The organism is Streptomyces sp. NPDC102402, from assembly GCF_044765765.1.
Lineage (GTDB): Bacteria > Actinomycetota > Actinomycetes > Streptomycetales > Streptomycetaceae > Streptomyces.
The window spans coordinates 91242-108481 of record NZ_JBIWKR010000015.1; the positions used below are offsets into that span (position 1 = coordinate 91242).

Sequence of the window (17240 nt, forward strand, 5' to 3'; positions counted from 1 at the left end):
ACGCCGACGGCCGCTTCTACACACCGGACGAGGAACTGCGGCGGTCCTGGCACGCACCAGGGTCCGCCGGCCGTCGTGGGGCACCTCGCCGAGGCCGTCCACCGCCATACCGGCGGAGTCCTCACCGACGACCTGGCCCTGGTCGCCGTCACCCGCGCGCGGCACGCTCCCCCGCGAGACGGAACGGGCACGCCTGCGCCGTGATCCGCCGCGGTCCCGACGGCGCGAGCCGGAAGAGCCCTTTGCCGGTGGCCGCCGACGACGCGGTCCGGGACCGCGCGGGGACGCGAAGGCCGCCGTCAGCGCAGCGTCGCGTAGACGATCAGGTTGTCCACCGGGTGTCCGTCGGCGTCGAAGGCTCCGTCGCACGTGATGAGGCGGAGCACACGCTCGTCGGTGGCACCGTAGACCTTCTGGGTGGGGAAGGCCTTCTTGCTCACGCTCTCGGTGCCGGTGACCGTGAAATGGGCTTCTTCGCCGTCAGCGTCGGACACGGCGATGTCCGCGCCCTTGGTGATGCCGTGCAGGTCGTGGAAGACCGCTTTGCCGAACCGGGTGTCGTTGTGGCCGATGAGCACGGCGGCACCGGGTTCGCCGGGGACGGCCCCGCCCGCGTACCAGCCGGCCGTCATGCCCTTCTCCGCGGGCGGGACCTCGACCGTGCCGTCCTCGTTGAGTCCCAGCCGCAGCAGTGCGGTGTCTATCCCGAGCGAGGGGACCTCCAGCCGTGTCGGCGCCGGTGCCGTGGGCTCGTTCCGCGCCGCGGGGGCGTGTGTTGCCGCCTTGACGGAGGGGTGAGGTGTTTGGGCCGCGCCGCAACCGGTGGCGGGGGCGAGCAGCAGACAGGCCGCCGCCAGTGACACGGCTGTCCGTCGCGACGTCTTCGTTGTGCAGGGCATGAGGGCTCCGGTGCGGTGGGCGAAGGCCGAGGGGAACAGGGACAGCGGTGGTGCCGCCCCCGGTCCGGGGAGCGGCACCACCGTGCGGATCAGCGCCGGGCGGCGGACCGGCGGCGCAGGACGAGGACACCGGCGCCCGCGAGCAGCGCGATGCCCGCGGCGGAGCCGTAGGGGGCGGCGTCACTCGCGCCTCCGGTGTCGCCGGCGGGAAGCTCCCCGGCGGCCACACCGCCCCGCGGGACCGTGCCCGGCGGCACGGAGTCGGCGGGGACCGGTGCCGCGGTGGCGGCCTCTTCGGCTCCCTCGGGGGCGGGGACCGGCCTCGCGGTCCCGGCCTCGGCGCCCTCGGGGGCGGGGGTGGGGCTCTCGGCCTTCTCGGCCGGCGTCGCCACGGCAGGCGTGTCGTCGGCGACGGCCGCGGCGGACGGGAGCAGGACCGCGCCGATGGCGGCGGCAGCGAGGACCGCGGTACGCAGGGTGGGACGAAGGGACATGGGGTACTCCGATTCCAGCTCGGCTGTCGTGGTGCCCGCACACGGGTGCGTGTCGGGCGCCGGGCTTGCCGTGAGTCTGGAGTGAAGTTGTGAGGAACCTGTCAGGCCGGCGTTCGCATCGGATCAGGGCCGGCCGACGGCAACCGCAGAGTGAACACCGAGCCGTGGCCCACCGTGCTGGCCACCCCCGTCGTGCCACCGTGCGCCTCGACGAGCTTGCGGACGATCGCCAGCCCCAGACCGCTGCCGCCGGTGCGACGGCTGCGTGACTTCTCGGCGCGCCAGAAGCGGTCGAAGACGTGCGGCAGGTCCTCCGGCGCTATGCCGCAGCCGGTGTCGGCGACCTCCACCACCGTCTCGTCGCCCTCTCCCCCGGGCCCGGCAGCGTAGGCGTGCAGCATCACCCGCCCGCCGGGCGGGGTGTGGCGTACGGCGTTGGACACCAGGTTGCCGATGACCTGCCGCATGCGTACCGGGTCCGCGGCGAGGTCGGGGGGCGGTTCGCGCCCTTCCGGCACGGCCACGGTCAGGGCGACCCCCGCGGCATCCGCCTCCGCCTGGTGGGCCGCGACGACGTAGCCGAGCAACTCCTCGATCCTCAGGGGTTCGGGGTGGATCCGGAGGACACCGGCGTCCGCCGCCGCCAGGTCCTGGAGGTCGTCGATGATGTGCTGCAGCTGCACCGCCTCCTCGAGGAGCGAGGAGACGAGAGAGGCGTCCACCTCGGCGATGCCGTCCTGGGCACCCTCCAGCCACCCGCGGATGTTGCTCAGCGGTGTGCGCAGCTCGTGCGCCACGTCGCTGACCATCGCCTTGCGCTGATCCTCCAGCCGTGCCCGGTGTTCCGTCATGTCGTTGAAGGCGGCGGCGAGCCGGCCGATCTCGTTGTCCGCCGCGACCACCACGTGGGAGGGGTCCTCCCCGTCCCGCATGCGCTGGGCCGCTCCCGTGAGTGCGTGCAGCGGACGTACGAGCCGGACCCCGGCCAGGACCGAGGCCCCGACGGTGAGCGCGAGGACGAGTGCCGCGACCCCGGTGATCTTCGCGGTGTTGCCGGAGGACAGCTCGAAGGCCGGGACGGCTCCTCCGCCCGGGTCGCTGATGAACAGGAGCGCGGGAGAGGCGACGTACGAACTGAGCTGTTCCTGCCGGGCGATGCCGACGCACGAGGCGATGTCGCGGTCGTTCTCGCTGTCCAGGGGTGCCGGGGTGGGGAGGGCGCTCGGCCGGGCCTCCTCCTCCGGGACGGCGACACCGGGCACGGGCCGGGGCACGGCCGTCGCGGCCTGCGGCTCTTCCCTCGTGTTCCACGAGAGGTCGAGGTCGAGCCGGACGGCTTCGCGTCCCTGCCGGTCGAGGCAGGCGTTGACCAGCCCGTTGAGGGCGGTGAGCGCCTTCGCCTCCGTGCCGGTGGGGCTGTCCAGACCGTCCGTGGAGCACCGGCTGTTCTGCATGCGGTCCGGATCGTTGCCCACGACCTGGATACGGGGCCGGCCGCTCGGGCTCTCGACGACGTCCGAGGCTATCCCGGACCGGCTGAGGCACCGCACCGTCTCCTCGGCGGTGCGCCGCAACGACGCGCGCTCGGTCTCGGGCAGCTTGAACGGGCCGACGGCGCGCGGGTCCACGCGATCGTTCCCGGAGCGCTGCCCCCCGCCGCTTCCGGGTGCCGCGACGGTCACGGACCCCTCGCCCGGCTCCGCCCCGGAGGAGACGGCGGCGACCGACAGCGGGTCCACGACCGCCGACGCCTGCGGTGGAAGAGCCGGTGGGGGCGGGGACGAGCGGGCGGAGTCGGCGAGGATCTCCCGGCTCTGCGTCGTCAGCGTGATCCGCCGGTCGGACGCGTCGGCCAGTTCGTCGACGGTGGGTCCCACGCCGTCCCAGGTGGGGTGTCCGGCGGCGTAGGCGAGGAGGCCGTCGAGGACGCGGGTGTCGGCGGCGAGGTTGCGGCCCTGCTCCTGCTCGATCGCGCCGGACGTTGTCTGCACGGCCAGCCACGCCGTCGCGGCGACCGAGCAGGCCGCGACGAGCGCCGACACCGCCAGCAGCCTGCCGAGCAGACTCTTGCGCAGCGGCAGCCGCAGGCGCGGTCCGCCGTGCTCAGCGCGCCGAAACACGCGAGGCGCCCTTCACCGGGTCCATGAGTTTGTAGCCGACGCCGAAGACGGTGAGCAGGCGGACCGGGCGCCGGGGCGCGCGCTCGATCTTCTTGCGGAGGTTCATGATGTGCACATCGACCGTGCGACTGCTGATGTACCGGTCGAAGCCGTGCAGTTCGGCCAGGAGTTGCTCACGGGTGAAGACCCTCTCGGGTTCGGCGGCCATCGTCGAGAGGAGACGGAACTCCCCTGGGGTGCACTCGACCCCGACACCGTCGACGGCCACCTCGTGCCGCACGGGATCGACGGCGAGGGTTCCCACCCGCAGCACATGGCCGTCCTCGCGCCCCGCGCCGCGGCGGTTGCGCCGCAGGAGCGTCCGCACGCGTGCCATGAGCTCGCGGGGACTGTAGGGCTTGGTCATGTAGTCGTCCGCGCCGAGGTCGAGGCCGAGCAGCAGGTCGTCCTCCGTGGTCCGCGCGGTGAGCATGAGAACTGGTACCTCCCGGTCCTCGGCGCGCAGTACGCGCACCACGTCGAGCCCGTCGGCCCTCGGCATCATCACGTCGAGGACGAGGAGGTCCGGTGCCCCCTGCCGGGCCTGTTCCAGGGCGGAGAGGCCGTCCGCCACCACGGTGACCGTATGACCCTCGCGTTCGAGGTACCGGCGGACCAGCTCTGCCTGTTTGGCGTCGTCTTCGGCGACTATGACGTTTGCGCACACGGAGAGGATCGTAAGGGAGCCCCCTGCCGCGACGGTCCGCCAGGGGCGCGGGCGGTACGCCTCCCGGAGGACCGTGGCCGGGGCGGACGGCTCGGCGTCCGCCGCCCCCGGCCGTGTCCCGCCGTCAGCGGCCGCCGTTCACCGGTCCCTCTCCTCGCTGCCGGCAGCCCGGGCCAACTCCTCGCTCACCGAACGCGCTTGCTCCGTCCGCCCCAGCAGGGTCAGTTCCTGCTCACACGCCTCCAGTGCCTTCCGAAGCAGCCCCGCGCGCCGCGGCTCGGCCGCCGCCATCCGCCGAGCCGCGGCGGCGGCCTCGGTCAGGACGGCCAGACGGGTCCCGGGGTCCCGGGGGTCCGCCGTCCCGTACTCCAGGAGCGCCTGGGCCAGGCGCGGCAGATACACCGCCGGGCTGACCTCGGCGAGCAGGCGATAGGCGTCGACGGCCTCGTGGATGTTGATGGTGCCGGATCCGAGCAGCAGAGTCCGTGCCCGCAGTACCGCATCGTGATCGACGCTCTCCCTGTGATTCATGACGGTGATTCTGAGAGTTGCGGCAGGGCCTCAACAAGGCTTTGAAGGCGTGCTGTTCGTCCTACGAAAATGCCCTCTGACCTGTCATGATGGGTGTGTCATCACCCTTCCGGGAGATCGTCGGAGGCGCCGGCAGACAGGTGGGTCACCTCCCTTCACGGTCGGCAGGTGTGCCGATGTCCGTCATCACCGCGTCCGCGCTGCCGCACCCGCTGACGGCCGGGTGACCGGCCGGCCGGACCGGGACCCGCTGCCGGATCCTCCGCGCGTGACCGACCGGACCGGGACCGGCTGCCCGATCCTCCGCGCGGGTCAGTGCGGACGCCCGCCGTCAGCCGATGGACGGCAGCCGACGTTTGAGCTGACAGGGGGTGTGACCTGAGCGATCCGTACGGCCGGGCGACGGCCTCACTCGATCGTGACTTCCTCCGCCCGCCCCTCCGCGCGTCGGGATCCTGAGGAGAGCGGCGCGTGAAGGGCGCCCTACGGATGTGCGGTGCTGAAGGGGAGACGGTGCGATGACGAAGGATGCGGGGCGGGGCACGGGCCCTCAAGGGCAGGGGTTGCTGCTGGCGGCAGGACTGGCCGGTCTGGCGGCGAGCACCGTGGGTTCGGTCCTGGGGACGGTGCGGGGGCTGCTGCGCCGTTCGGACGGCGCGGAGCTGGTGGTGGAGGCCCAGCGCGATCTGGAGGCGCGGGGCCGCCTGGTCCTGGACCGGTACGCGGACGCCCCGCCGGCCCACCTTGAGCTCCTCGCTCAGGAAGCGCTGGCCAGGAGGGACGCCGATGGTGCCTGACCGGTGGGAGCCGACCGTCTTCAAGGCCCGTGTCGACGACGTACTCCGCTGTTTCGTCGCCCGGGAGGCGGAGCGGTTCGCGGACGTCGACCCGTCCCTGCGGCCCGTTGCCGACCAGTTGGAGGCCTCGGTCGCGGACGGGAAGCGGCTGCGGGCCGCGTTCTGCTACTGGGGCTGGCGGGCCGTGGGCCAGCCCGACAACGATGCTCTGGTGCGCGCTGCGGCCTCGATGGAGCTGGTGCACGCCGCCGCGGTCGTGCACGACGACCTCATCGACGACAGCCCGTTGCGCCACGGCCGGCCCACCGCGCAGGTCGCCCTGCGCGTTGCGGTACGCCGCAGGCCTCGTTCCGTCGCCGCCGGCAGGTCGCTGGCGATGCTGGTGGGAGACCTGCTGATGGGGCTGGCCGGGCAGCTGTTCACCACCAGCGGCCTGCCTGCCGCGTACCTCGCCCGGGCACGCCCCTTGTGGTCGGAGATGGCGCGGGACCTGATCGCGGGTGAGTGCCTGGAGATCCTGCGCACCGGCGCACCTCCGGACACCACCGACTCGCTCAAGGTGATCCGGTACAAGACGGCCAAGTACACGGTCGAGCAGCCCTTGCTGATCGGCGGCGCCCTGGCCGGGGCAGGAGAGCGGATACGCGGGGGCTTCTCGGCGTACGGGCTGCCGCTGGGCGAGGCGTTCCAGCTCAGGGACGACCTGCTCGGCCTGTTCGGGAACCCCGAGCGGACGGGGAAGGCCAATGCCGACGACCTGAGGGGTTACCGGCCCACGGCCCTGCTGGCGGAGACCTGGCGCGTCGCCGGCGAGGTCGAGCGGCAGCAGTTGAGCGGGCTTCTGGGCCGACGGGATCTGGACGCGGAGGGTCTGCGCGCGGTGCGCGAGCTGATGTGCCGGCTCGACGCACCCGACCGCGTCGAGGAGATGATCAGCGCGCGGGTGGAGGAGGCTCTCGGCGCCCTGGTCGGGCTCGGTGTTCCCGCTCCGGCCGCCTCGGCCCTGACCTCGCTGGCACGGTCGGTGACCGTCCGCGTGTCCTGACCCGTCTCCCCCGGCGGTCCGCCCGGCACCGCGCGCAGGTGCCGGCGGCACGGTCTCGTACGGGGCGACTCGTTCGGACCAGGTGCACGGAGCACCTCACGCGGAGCAACCCACACGGTGCGGCGGACACGACGCACCTCCCTCGAAACAAGGAGCCTTGCCTTGAGCTACACCGAGTCGTCGTTGGACTCCCTGCGTCTGGCCGGGGACGAACTCGCGGACGCCACCGTCGCCACACTCTTCGAACGCGGGGAGGTGGGGAAGTTCAACTCCCTGATGCGTTACGTCTCCACCGCCGGCTCCCCCCTCCCCGACGGGCTGCCCGACGTGGCCCGCGAGTACCTCGAGGCCACCGGCGCACCACCTGCCTGGGTCGACTGGGGGGAGATGGAGAAGGCCCGGCTGTTCTTCGCCGACAACAACGTGCACATCTCCACCGCCCTGTCCTTCGCCTCCATGCCCGCCTGCTACGTCGTGCCCCACGTGGCGAAGCTGCTCTCGGCCACCCACGGGCTCGACTACCCCTCCAAGCGCATGGCGGAGACGGGGCAGTTCACCGTCTACCTGATGCAGCCGGGGGCGTTCGAGGCAGGCAGCCCCTTCATCCCGGCGGCCCAGAAGGTCCGGCTCCTCCACGCCTCCATCCGCCACCACCTGAAGCGGGAGGACCGCTGGGACACCGAGGCGCTCGGTACGCCGATCTGCCAGGAGGACATGATCGGCGGGCAGATGTTCTTCTCCCTGCTGGTCCTCGACAGCCTGCACCGCCTCGGCATCCACATGTCGGCGGACGGAGCGGAGTCGTACTACTACGCCTGGCGCGTGGTCGGCGCGATGCTCGGAGTCGACCAGGACGCCGTGCCCAGGACGCTCGACGACGCCCGTCGATTCCTGGACCTGTACATGGTCAGGCACATGGGGCCCTCCCCGGAGGGAGCGCACCTGACGCGCCAGCTCATCGACCTGTACGAGGAGGTCGTCCCGGGGACCTTCCTCGACCCGGTCGTCTCCGCCCTCATCCGCCACCTGGTCGGCGACACCTGCGCTGACTGGCTCCAGGTGCCCCGCTCCTCGTGGGACACCGTCGTCAGGACGTTCCCCCACCTTCTCGGTGTGCTGGAGAGCATCGAGGACCGCTCACCTCTCGGCGCCTGGGCCCTGGACCGGATCGGCCACCTGACGACGCTCTTCGAGCTGTCCTCCCTGACCCGGGGACGCGTCATGCACTACGCGGTCCCCGAGCAGCTCAAGAAGGAGTACGACGTGTCCGGTTCGGTCCCCCGTGGCAGCCGGTGGGTCCCACCTGCTGCCACGGTGTCCTGATGGCGGCTGCCGCGCCGCTCGGCAGCCGACCGGGAAGGTGGCGTCAGCCTGGTCCGTGGCCGGGGTGACGGGTTTGATCCGCAGGTTCGGGTGCTCGGTGTCCGGAACGCCGGAGCCGGCCTGGCGCAAGGATCGCGCGGGGGGCGGGCGACGGCACCGCCGCCGGCGCCTCGACCGACGCGGCCGACGCCTCCACGGCGGGCCCGGGAGCCCTCCGTGGAGGCGTCGGAGGCGGTCGGGCGGAGCCGGCCGCGGTGCCGTGTGGGAGCGGACGGGTCAGCAGACCCCGTCGCCCGGCTTGGGATTGCCCAGGCCGAACAGCGGGCGCAGCCTCAGCCCGATCCAGGTGCCGGCCAGGGCGACGGCGCCCCACAGCCAGCCGCTGAGGCTGCCCGAGGCGACGCCCGCCAGGTAGGCGCCGATGTTGCAGCCTCCGGCCAGCCTGGCGCCGACGCCCATCAGGACTCCGCCGAGCACCGACGCGACGGCCGTGCGCCACGGAATACCGCGGTGCAGGGCCCAGGTGCCGCCGAGAGCCGCTGCCACCGCCGCACCGATCATGATGCCGATGTCGGTGAGGCTGGTCTTGTCCGCCAGGACCGGGCCGGCCAGCATCTCCGCGTTGCCCGCCTGCCTCCACCACGTCCAGTTCTCCGGGTGGCCGCCGAGGGCACCCACCAGTTCGGAGCCCCACAGGCTGAAGGCGCTCGTGACGCCCCAGGCGCCACCGGACACCAGCAGCACACCCGCACCCAGAACGGCCAGCACCAGGGCGCCGGCGGCCAGCGGCCAGGAGCCGCGCAGGGCACGCGCCGCCGCGGTGCGCGCCGACGGTACGGCGCCCAGGGGCGGCGGGTTGCGCCGGGCCTGGACGCGCCGTGTGACCGCGACCACCAGCAGCAGAGCGGCGATCGTCACGGCCCAGGAGCCGAACCAGCCGATGTGCTCGGAGAGGACGACCGGCTCCCAGGCGGGAAGGTCCTTCCACAGGTCGAACTGCCAGGCCGCGAGCGTGGCGCCCGCGATGAAGCCGCCGAGGGTCAGGACCACGGAGGTCTGCCCCGAACCGACGGCGAAGAGCGTGCCGGACGCGCAGGCGCCCCCGAGCTGCATCCCGATGGCGAAGAGCAGCGAGCCGACGACGAGGCCGACCCCGATGGCACCGCCGGACGGCGCGGGCTGCGAGCCGAACAGTCCGGTGCCCGTACCGATGATCAGGGCGAAGAGCGTGGCGGTGGTGCCGAGCAGCAGCGCGTGCGCCCGCAGTCCGGTGCCGTTGCCCACGGCGATCAGCTGTCGCCAGGCGGAGGTGAAGCCGAACCGGGAGTGGAACAGGGCGACGCCCAGTCCGAGTCCCAGCAGGAGCAGGGCGCCCGGCTTGGCCCCGTGCGCGGACCACACGTACGCGGTCAGGGCCACGGCGAGCAGCCCGGCCACGACGAGGGGCGTCCTGCGCACCGGAGGCAGGGATGGCGCCTCGGGCCGGGGCACGGACGTGGGGGAAGGGACGAACAGGGCGGGCAGTGCGCGCGGCGGCGCGGCCGGCCCGGCAGGTGGCGCGGTGGTCACGGAAGGTCTCCGGAGTGATGCTCGGCGGACGGCGGCAGGGAGGGCCGGCGGCGCGGGACGCGCGCGCCGACGCGGGATTCAGCCGCGACAGAGCCCGTCGTCGACGCACCACGCCGAGTGCGCGAACAGCGCGAGGCACAGGGGCAGGGCCGATGCAGACATGCGTACGAATATACGGACCGGATCACTCCGGATGCCCGGCCGTCTCGCCATGCGGAAGGTCTCTGAGACGGCGGGGCCGGTCTCCCCCCACGGCCGCGCCCTCGTGACCTGCCGGTCACGAGGGCGCGGTGCCGAAGCCGTCGGAGGGAGGTCAGGGGGCGGACTGCCGCAGGACGCCGACCCCCCTCGGCGGCAGGACGACCGTGCCGGCATCGGCGGTGCCGATCAGGAGGTCTCCGGTGAGGCCGGTCACCGGCACCGTGTCGTCGGTGCGGTTGACCAGGAACAGGTAGCGGTGGTCCGCGTCGCGGCGCACGGTCAGTTCGACCCTGCCGGCCGCGTCGTGCGCCAGCTCACCGGTGACCCCGGCGGGGGCGAGCAGCCGCGGCAGCAGTCCGCCCAGACCGCCGGCGCCCAGGCGGGTGGAGACGTAGGCGGCCGAGCCGGTGCCCGCCGCCCGCCGGGTGACGGCGGGGCGGCCCGACTGGACACCGCTGCGGTAGTGGGCCAGCACCTCTACGTCCGGGGCGGTTACGGTGATCCGGTCGGTCCACATGCTGCCCGTGGCCGGGCCGTCCACCTCGACCGTGTCCCCGTCGAGGAGCGGGCCGAACTCCTCGATGCGGATGCCGAGCAGGTCACGCAGTGCTCCGGGGTAGCCGCCGAGCCAGATGTGGTCGTTCTCGTCGACGACACCGGAGAAGTACGTGGTGACCAGATGGCCGCCGTTCTCGGTGTACCGCGTCAGTTCCTTGGCCAGTGTCGCGGGGACGACGTGCAGCACGGGTGCGATGAGGAGCCGGTAGCGGCTGAGGTCCGCGTGAGCAGGGACCACGTCGGCCCGTATCCCCAGGTCGAGGAGGGCGGAGTACCAGTCGAGGGCCTCCTGGTGATAGTCGAGTCGGGAGGTGGGGTGGGAGTCCTGCTCGCTCGCCCACCACGAGTCCCAGTCGAAGACGATGCCGACCGGAGCCGGTTCACGCTCCGAGCCCGCCACCGGCGCCAGTGCGCGGAGGTCCCGTCCGAGTGCGGTCACCGCGCGAAAGAGTTCACTGTCCGCTCCGGCGTGCGGCAGCATCGCCGAGTGGTACTTCTCCGCACCGGCGGCCGACTGGCGCCACTGGAAGAAGCAGACCGCATCGGCCCCGTGCGCCACGTGCAGGAGGGAGTCGCGGGCGAGGTCTCCGGGCCGCTTGGCCAGGTTGACCGGCTGCCAGTTGACGGCGCTGGTGGAGTGCTCCATGAGGAACCACGGACGCCCGCCGGAAATGCCGCTGACGAGGTTGGCGGAGAAGGACAGTTCCTCGCAGCACTGCGGACCGGGCACGACGTAGTGGTCGTTGGAGACGAAGTCGACCTCGCCGGCCCAGTCGGCGTAGTCCATCCCCTTGGTGCCGCTCATGACCATGAAGTTCGTCGTGACGGGGACGGAGGGGGTGATGGTGCGCAGCAGGTCGCGTTCCAGGCGCAGATGATCCTTCAGCGCGTCGGACGAGAAGCGCTTGAAGTCCAGCTGCTGCGTCGGATTGGGGTGGGAGGCGGCCAGCCGGGGTGGCAGGATCTCTTCCCACGCACCGTAGCGCTGCGCCCAGAACGCGGTTCCCCAGGCGTGGTTGAGGGATTCGAGCGTGGTGTAGCGGGCGCGCAGCCAGTCGCGGAAGGCACGAGCGGCGTCGTCGGAGTAGTCGTAGACGTTGTGGCAGCCAAGCTCGTTGGAGACGTGCCAGGCGACCAGTGCGGGGTGGTCCGCATAGCGTTCGGCCATCGCGCGGACCAGCCGCAGGGCGTGCTCACGGAAGACCGGTGACGTGGGGCGCCAGTGCTGCCGGGCTCCGGGCCACACCGTCTCGCCGGACGCGGTCACCGGGAGGATCTCCGGGTGGGCCGTGGTCAGCCAGGGTGGCGGGGACGCGGTGGCGGTGGCCAGGTCGACGCCGATCCCGCCCGCGTGCAGGAGGTCCATCACCTCGTCGAGCCAGGCGAAGTCCCATGTGTCACGGTCCGGTTGGATGCGGGCCCAGGAGAAGATCGCGAGGGAGACGATGTTCACCCCGGCCTCCCTCATGAGCCGTACGTCCTCCTCCCACACCTCGCGGGGCCATTGCTCGGGGTTGTAGTCGGCGCCGAAGGCGAGGCGCGGGGCGGCGTCACCGTCCGGCCCGTGCCGTCCCTGGGACAGAAGGGTGGAGATCATGTCGGTCCTTCCGGCGTACCGCACGGGGCGGGACGGAGCGCGTGCTTACTTCTTGACGGTGAAACCCTGCTCGGTCCCGTATTCGACGGAGGCGTCCTGCCAGCTCCTGAGGCCGTCGGCCAGCTCGGTCCCGGACACGTAGGCCTGGCCCGCGGTGTCGTTGAAGATGGAGTTGGCGTAGACCTGGTAGGGGAGGTACGACCATCCCGGGGCGACGTTCGCGGCCGACTCGGCGAAGACCTGGTTGGCCTTCTGGCCGCCGAAGTAGGGGAATTCGGTGTTCTGGAAGGCGTCGGACCGAAGGTCCTCGGTGGTGGCCGGGAAGGCGCCGGCCTTGATGCGGGTCTGGACGCCGTCGCCCGCGTTCGCGTACTCCGTGAAGGCGTAGGCGAGTTCCTTGTTCCTGCCGAGTGCGGGCAGGGCCAGGGAGCTGCCGCCGTTCTCGGAGCTGGCCTTCTCCCCCGCCTTCCACTGCGGCAGCGGCGCCACCCGCCACTGGCCGGCTCCCTCCTTGACCCCGGAGGAGAGGTTGGCTGGCATCCAGGCGCCGATGGCCAGGGTGGCGATCGTTCCGTCGCCCATGCCCTTGTACCACTCGTCGCTCCAGCTGGTGATCGGCGCGACGAGCTTCTCGTCGAGCAGCTTCTGCCAGACCTCGGTGTACTTCGCGGCGCCCGCGTCGGAGAAGTCGATCTTCACATCGGTGCCGTCGACGGTGTACGGGCGGGATCCTGCCTGCCACAGCAGGCTGGTGGTGGCTCCGGCGTCCCCGGTGTCGTTGGTGATGTAGGCCTTGGGATCGGCCTTGTGCAGATCCCTGGCGGCCTGGAGGTACTCGTCCCAGGTGGTGGGGACGGCGATGTCGTACCGGTCGAAGACCTTCTTGTTGAAGAACAGCGCCATGGGCCCGGAGTCCATGGGCAGGGCGTACACGTTCTTCTCCGACTTCACGGCGTTCCACGGACCGGGGGTGTACTTCCCGGCCAGCTTGTCGGCGCCGTAGGGGGCGAGGTCGTCCAGGCCCTTGGTCAGGGCGTACTGCCCGAGCGCGTAGTACTCGATCTGCGCGACGTCGGGGACGCCCTTCTTCGCCGAGATGGCGTTCTGGAGGGCCTTGTACTGGTCGTTGCCGGTGCCCGCGTTGACGAGTTCGACGTGGACGGCGGGGTGCGCCTTCTCGAAGTCCGCGGCGACCTGCTTCAGGGTCGGCTCCCACGCCCAGACGGTGAGGGTGCCCCCCTTCTTCAGGGCGGCGTCGATGTCCCCCGCTCCGACCTGCTTCCGGTCGGAGCCGCCGTCGGAACCGCCGCAGGCGGTGGCACCCAGGGTGAGGGCGGAGATCAGGGCGATGCCGCGCAGCAGGCGGCGTGTGCTCGTACGCATGGGTGTGGCTTCCACTTCTTCGTGGCCGGGACCGTGCCTGATGAGGGTCGGGTGAAACGGTGAGGGGGCGTCCGGTGCGGGCGCGCCCGGTTACTCCTTGACGCTTCCGGCGGCGAGCCCGGACTGCCAGTACTTCTGCAGCAGGAGGAACGCGGCGATCAGCGGTAGGACGGTGACCAGGGATCCGGTGATCACCAGGTTGAAGACGGGCTCGCCGCCGGCCGTGGCGGCCTGGGCGTTCCAGCTGTTGAGGCCCAGGGTGAGCGGGTACCAGTCCGGGTCCTTGAGCATGATCAGCGGCAGGAAGTAGTTGTTCCACGTCGCGACCACGGTGAACAGCAGGACCGTGACGATGCCGGGCGCGAGCAGCGGCAGGACCACCTGGAAGAACGTGCGCACCTCGCCCGCCCCGTCGATGCGCGCGGCCTCCAGCAGTTCGGCCGGTACGGCCTGCGAGGCGAAGACCCACATCAGGTAGAGGCCGAAGGGCGAGATGAGGGAGGGAATGATCACGGCCCACGGAGTGTCCGTCAGCCCCATCTTGCTGAACATCAGGAAGGTGGGTACCGCCAGCGCCGTACCGGGCACCGCGACGGCCCCGATGACGACCGCGAAGACTGCGCGCCTGCCCGGGAAGGCGAACTTCGCCAGGGCGTAACCGCCCAGGACCGCCAGGAATGTCGCTCCGCCCGCCCCGACGACGACGTACAGCACGGTGTTCAGCAGCCATCGGGTGAAGACGCCGTCGTCGTAGCTGAAGGTCTCGGTGATGTTGTCCCACAGGGCGAAGTCGCCGCTGAACCAGAGGCCGAACGAATCGGCCAGCCCCTGCTGCGTCTTGGTGGCGCTGATGACCAGCCAGACGAGCGGGACCAGCGAGTAGAGCAGGACCAGGCCGGTGAGCACCGTCAGCAGCAGGCTGCGCCGCGGCCGCGCCGGGGTACGGTCCACCCGCCCGCGCAGCCGCGGGACGGTGCGGGGCCGGCCGGTCGGGGCGGCCGCGTGCGGGAGTGCGGTGGAAGGGCTGCTCATCACTTCACGACTCCTTGCGCATGCCGCGCAGCTGGACGACATAGGCGATGACCATGGTGATCAGCCCCATGACGATGGCGACCGTCGCCGAGTAGTTGTGCTGCTGGCCGGAGAACGACAGCGAGTAGGTGTAGAAGTTGGGGGTGTAGGAGGTGGTGATGGCGTTGGGGGCCAGCTTCTGCAGGATGTTCGGCTCGTTGAACAGCTGGAAGCTGCCGATGATCGAGAAGATCGTCGCGATGACCAGGGCGCCGCGGATGGCGGGGAGCTTGATGGCGGTGATCACGCGGATCTGTCCTGCTCCGTCCATCTCCGCCGCCTCGTACAGCGAGTTCGGGATGACACGGAGCGCGGAGTAGAAGATGAGCATGTTGTAGCCCACGAACTCCCAGGTGACGATGTTCCCGATCGACGCGAGGACGAGACCGGGCGAGAGCGGGTCCGGCAGCGAGACGCCCAACGCGTCGTTGATGTCGCTGACGAGGCCGAAGCGGGTGCCGTACATGAAGCCCCACATGAGCGTGGCCACGACTGCGGGCACCGCGTACGGCAGGAAGATCGATATCCGGAAGAAGTCCCTGCCGTAGAGACGCCCGCTGTCCAGCGCGAGGGCGACGAGCAGGGCGATGCCCAGCATGATCGGCACCTGGATGAGCAGGAAGAGCGACACCCGGCTCAGGGACGACCAGAACCGCTCGTCCTGAAGGGCCTGTTGGTAGTTGTCCAGGCCCACGAAGGTCGTGCCGCCGATGAGCTGGTCCCGGAAGAGGCTGAGGTAGACCGAGTAGACGATCGGCGCCAGGAAGACGAAGGCGAACACCAGTACGAACGGGCCGATGAAGCCCCACCCTGCCCATGACCGGCGGCCCCGTCTCGCGGGAGGCCGGTCGGGGCGCCGGTCGGCACCCGCAACGGTTTCAAGCGTCGTCATGTTCTTCCTCGCTCGTCCATCTCGGAACCGGCGGCACACATGGTCGGGATGGTTGCGTGAACATCGCGTTCCGAACGAGGTCGGAGCTGCTATGTTTACGTAAACATCTGATGGCCGAATGTCTACACCGGCATGATGTGGACGGTCAAGAGTCATCGGGCGATCCGGCGGATCGGACGACGGAGGAGACGGGTGGACAGGGCGGACAGTGGCTCGACGGCCAGGCCACGGGCGCAGGCCCGCAGAGGAGGACCAGCCGCCCGGCCTGCCCGGACGGCCTCCATGGCGGACGTCGCCCGCCTGGCCGGCGTCTCGTCCCAGACCGTCTCCCGCGTCTCCAACGGGTACGAGGGAGTCACCGAGGAGACCCGGCGCCAGGTGATGGCCGCCATGAAGGAGCTGGGCTACCGGCCGAACAGCGCCGCCCGGGCCCTCAAGCGCGGCGAGTTCCGCACGATCGGCGTCATCACCTTCAACCTCTCCACCACCGGCAACATGCGCACGCTGGAGGCGATCGCCACCTCTGCCGCGGAGGAGGGTTACGCAGTCACGCTCCTGCCCGTCGCCGTACCCACACAGGACGGGGTACGCGGCGCCTTCTCCCGGCTCGGGGAGCTGGCGGTCGACGCCGTGATCGTCATCATGGAGGTCCACCTGCTCGACGTGACGAGGCTCTCGCTGCCCCCGCACGTCCAGGTGGTCGTCGCCGACTCGGACGCCGGTGATCACTACACCGTGGTCGACACCGACCAGGCCGGCGGCGCGCGGGCCGCCGTCCGGCACCTCCTGGACCTCGGCCATCGCACCGTGTGGCACCTGGCCGGACCCGAGGAGTCCTTCGCCGCCCAGCGCCGGGCGGACGCGTGGCAGGCCGAACTCACCGCGGCGGGACGCCCCGTGCCGCCCGTCGTACGTGGGGACTGGTCGGCCGAATCCGGCTACCGGGCCGGTCTGCGGATCGCCGGCGCGGAGAACTGCACGGCCGTGTTCGCGGCCAACGACCAGATGGCGCTCGGACTCCTGCGGGCCCTCCGCGAGCGGGGACGCACCATCCCCGGCGACGTCAGCGTCATCGGCTTCGACGACATCCCGGAAGCCGGCTCCTACATGCCGCCCCTGACAACCGTCCACCAGGACTTCGCCGAGGTGGGACGGTTGTGCGTCGAGGGGGTGCTGCGGCGGATGCGGCACGACGAGGCTGAACACGGCACCACGCTCGTGCCCACGCGGCTGGTGGTGCGCGACAGCACCGCACCGCCGCCTGCCGGAGAGTAGACCGCGCCTCCCCCTCCCGGCCGCGGTGCGCCCACGGACGTGGCCGGGAGGCCCGCTGCTGGAGGTGCGCGGGTTCCCTGCGCGGACACCGGGCCTCCCGGCCACGCCGTGCTTCTGCCCCGTTCTCCGGCCACCGAGCATCAATCACCACATATTCACGCAAGAGGCACACATGCGGGACAGATCCCTCGGGCCGGGCCCGGGTCCGGCCCGAGGGACCGCGCCGCAGCGCGGCCCACGAGGAACGCGGCCCGTACGGATCAGGGACTACCGGCCGCTGATGTTGACCATCCAGGCGATGCCGAACTTGTCCGTACACATGCCGAACACGTCGCCCCACATCTGCTTCTCGAGGGGCACCGACACGGTGGCACCGTCGGACAGCTTGTCCCAGTAGCCGCGCAGCTCGTCGGGGTCGTCGCCGCTCAGGCTCACCGCGAAGTTGTTCCCGGGCGCGTGTTCCGTCCCGGGAGGGTTGTCGGCTCCCATCAGCGTGAACCCGCCGGCCGTCTCGAGCGTTCCGTGCATGATCTTGTCACTCTGCCCGGCGTCGGCCCCACCGGCGTCACCGTAGGTGTGCAGCGTCAGACTGCCGCCGAGGACGCTCGTGTAGAACTCCAGGGCTTGCCGCGCATCGCCGGGAAAGCTGAGGTACGGATTGAGACGAGATGCCACCGATTTCCCCTTTCGTGATGATTGGTCAGGTCGAACAGGGTACGTGCGCCAGGGGTGAAACCGGCCGACCTCGAGATCCGGGTCGTTCGCCCGGCCGGTCGACC

15 protein-coding genes are annotated in these 17240 nt (G+C 71.3%); 4 read left to right on the top strand and 11 right to left on the bottom strand.

The genetic code is table 11. From position 1 onward, the window contains the following. Positions 1-299: 299 nt before the first annotated feature. From ACIRJR_RS30740 to ACIRJR_RS30760, 5 genes are all read right to left on the bottom strand, one after another. Positions 300-899, bottom strand: coding sequence for a class F sortase (locus ACIRJR_RS30740; protein ID WP_403786752.1), 600 nt, complete (start codon positions 897-899; stop codon positions 300-302). A gap of 89 nt (positions 900-988) precedes the next feature. Then, the gene (locus ACIRJR_RS30745; RefSeq protein WP_403786644.1) at positions 989-1393 is read right to left on the bottom strand and encodes an LPXTG cell wall anchor domain-containing protein; all 405 of its coding nucleotides are present in this window, start codon (positions 1391-1393) and stop codon (positions 989-991) included. 101 nt (positions 1394-1494) lie between these two features. After that, entirely contained in the window at positions 1495-3513 is a 2019-nt protein-coding gene (locus ACIRJR_RS30750) for a sensor histidine kinase (protein WP_403786646.1), read from the bottom strand. Beyond that, positions 3497-4219, bottom strand: a complete 723-nt coding sequence (locus ACIRJR_RS30755; RefSeq protein WP_403786648.1) for a response regulator transcription factor — start codon at positions 4217-4219, stop codon at positions 3497-3499. Before ACIRJR_RS30755 ends, ACIRJR_RS30750 begins: the two co-directional genes overlap by 17 nt. Before the next feature lie 138 nt (positions 4220-4357). Beyond that, on the bottom strand, positions 4358-4750 hold the full coding sequence (locus tag ACIRJR_RS30760; RefSeq protein ID WP_403786650.1) for a hypothetical protein: 393 nt from the start codon (positions 4748-4750) through the stop codon (positions 4358-4360). Positions 4751-5268: 518 nt separating this feature from the next. Here ACIRJR_RS30760 and ACIRJR_RS30765 point away from each other — a divergent pair. The 3 genes from ACIRJR_RS30765 (at position 5269) to ACIRJR_RS30775 (ending at position 7915) form a co-directional block, all read left to right on the top strand. Continuing rightward, positions 5269-5547 carry a polyprenyl synthetase gene (locus tag ACIRJR_RS30765; RefSeq protein ID WP_403786652.1) on the top strand — a complete coding sequence of 93 codons (279 nt, stop codon included), beginning with the start codon at positions 5269-5271 and terminating at the stop codon, positions 5545-5547. After that, complete coding sequence (locus ACIRJR_RS30770; protein ID WP_403786654.1) at positions 5537-6592, top strand: polyprenyl synthetase family protein; 1056 nt, start codon at positions 5537-5539, stop codon at positions 6590-6592. Before ACIRJR_RS30765 ends, ACIRJR_RS30770 begins: the two co-directional genes overlap by 11 nt. Before the next feature lie 162 nt (positions 6593-6754). Then, the gene (locus ACIRJR_RS30775; RefSeq protein WP_403786656.1) at positions 6755-7915 is read left to right on the top strand and encodes an oxygenase MpaB family protein; all 1161 of its coding nucleotides are present in this window, start codon (positions 6755-6757) and stop codon (positions 7913-7915) included. A 276-nt stretch (positions 7916-8191) separates the two neighbouring features. Here ACIRJR_RS30775 and ACIRJR_RS30780 read toward each other — a convergent pair whose 3' ends face one another. The 5 genes from ACIRJR_RS30780 to ACIRJR_RS30800 all read right to left on the bottom strand — a co-directional run bounded on the left by ACIRJR_RS30780 (position 8192) and on the right by ACIRJR_RS30800 (position 15186). Next, positions 8192-9484: a YeeE/YedE family protein gene (locus tag ACIRJR_RS30780; protein WP_403786658.1), complete on the bottom strand. Its 1293-nt coding sequence runs from the start codon at positions 9482-9484 to the stop codon at positions 8192-8194. 313 nt (positions 9485-9797) lie between these two features. After that, positions 9798-11840 (bottom strand): beta-galactosidase, encoded by a 2043-nt coding sequence (locus ACIRJR_RS30785; RefSeq protein ID WP_403786660.1) that lies wholly within the window; start codon positions 11838-11840, stop codon positions 9798-9800. 45 nt (positions 11841-11885) lie between these two features. Next, on the bottom strand, positions 11886-13223 hold the full coding sequence (locus tag ACIRJR_RS30790) for an ABC transporter substrate-binding protein (protein ID WP_403786662.1): 1338 nt from the start codon (positions 13221-13223) through the stop codon (positions 11886-11888). Between the two features lie 90 nt (positions 13224-13313). Beyond that, a complete protein-coding gene (locus ACIRJR_RS30795; RefSeq protein ID WP_403786664.1) occupies positions 13314-14255 on the bottom strand; it encodes a carbohydrate ABC transporter permease in 942 nt (313 codons plus the stop codon). A gap of 4 nt (positions 14256-14259) precedes the next feature. After that, complete coding sequence (locus tag ACIRJR_RS30800) at positions 14260-15186, bottom strand: carbohydrate ABC transporter permease (RefSeq protein WP_403786666.1); 927 nt, start codon at positions 15184-15186, stop codon at positions 14260-14262. Positions 15187-15468: 282 nt separating this feature from the next. On the opposite strand from ACIRJR_RS30800, the gene ACIRJR_RS30805 reads away from it, so the two are divergent. Then, positions 15469-16461: a LacI family DNA-binding transcriptional regulator gene (locus tag ACIRJR_RS30805; protein ID WP_403786668.1), complete on the top strand. Its 993-nt coding sequence runs from the start codon at positions 15469-15471 to the stop codon at positions 16459-16461. A gap of 267 nt (positions 16462-16728) precedes the next feature. Here ACIRJR_RS30805 and ACIRJR_RS30810 read toward each other — a convergent pair whose 3' ends face one another. Then, a complete protein-coding gene (locus ACIRJR_RS30810; RefSeq protein WP_403786670.1) occupies positions 16729-17136 on the bottom strand; it encodes a VOC family protein in 408 nt (135 codons plus the stop codon). Between the last annotated feature and the right edge of the window lie 104 nt (positions 17137-17240).

Excerpts from the sequence above, each read along its gene's own strand:
- ACIRJR_RS30740 (WP_403786752.1), bottom strand. The coding sequence starts at position 899 with ATGCCCTGCACAACGAAGACGTCGCGACGGACAGCCGTGTCACTGGCG.
- ACIRJR_RS30745 (WP_403786644.1), bottom strand. The coding sequence starts at position 1,393 with ATGTCCCTTCGTCCCACCCTGCGTACCGCGGTCCTCGCTGCCGCCGCC.
- ACIRJR_RS30760 (WP_403786650.1), bottom strand. The coding sequence starts at position 4,750 with ATGAATCACAGGGAGAGCGTCGATCACGATGCGGTACTGCGGGCACGG.
- ACIRJR_RS30765 (WP_403786652.1), top strand. The coding sequence starts at position 5,269 with ATGACGAAGGATGCGGGGCGGGGCACGGGCCCTCAAGGGCAGGGGTTG.
- ACIRJR_RS30770 (WP_403786654.1), top strand. The coding sequence starts at position 5,537 with ATGGTGCCTGACCGGTGGGAGCCGACCGTCTTCAAGGCCCGTGTCGAC.
- ACIRJR_RS30785 (WP_403786660.1), bottom strand. The coding sequence starts at position 11,840 with ATGATCTCCACCCTTCTGTCCCAGGGACGGCACGGGCCGGACGGTGAC.
- ACIRJR_RS30790 (WP_403786662.1), bottom strand. The coding sequence starts at position 13,223 with ATGCGTACGAGCACACGCCGCCTGCTGCGCGGCATCGCCCTGATCTCC.
- ACIRJR_RS30795 (WP_403786664.1), bottom strand. The coding sequence starts at position 14,255 with ATGAGCAGCCCTTCCACCGCACTCCCGCACGCGGCCGCCCCGACCGGC.
- ACIRJR_RS30800 (WP_403786666.1), bottom strand. The coding sequence starts at position 15,186 with ATGACGACGCTTGAAACCGTTGCGGGTGCCGACCGGCGCCCCGACCGG.
- ACIRJR_RS30805 (WP_403786668.1), top strand. The coding sequence starts at position 15,469 with ATGGCGGACGTCGCCCGCCTGGCCGGCGTCTCGTCCCAGACCGTCTCC.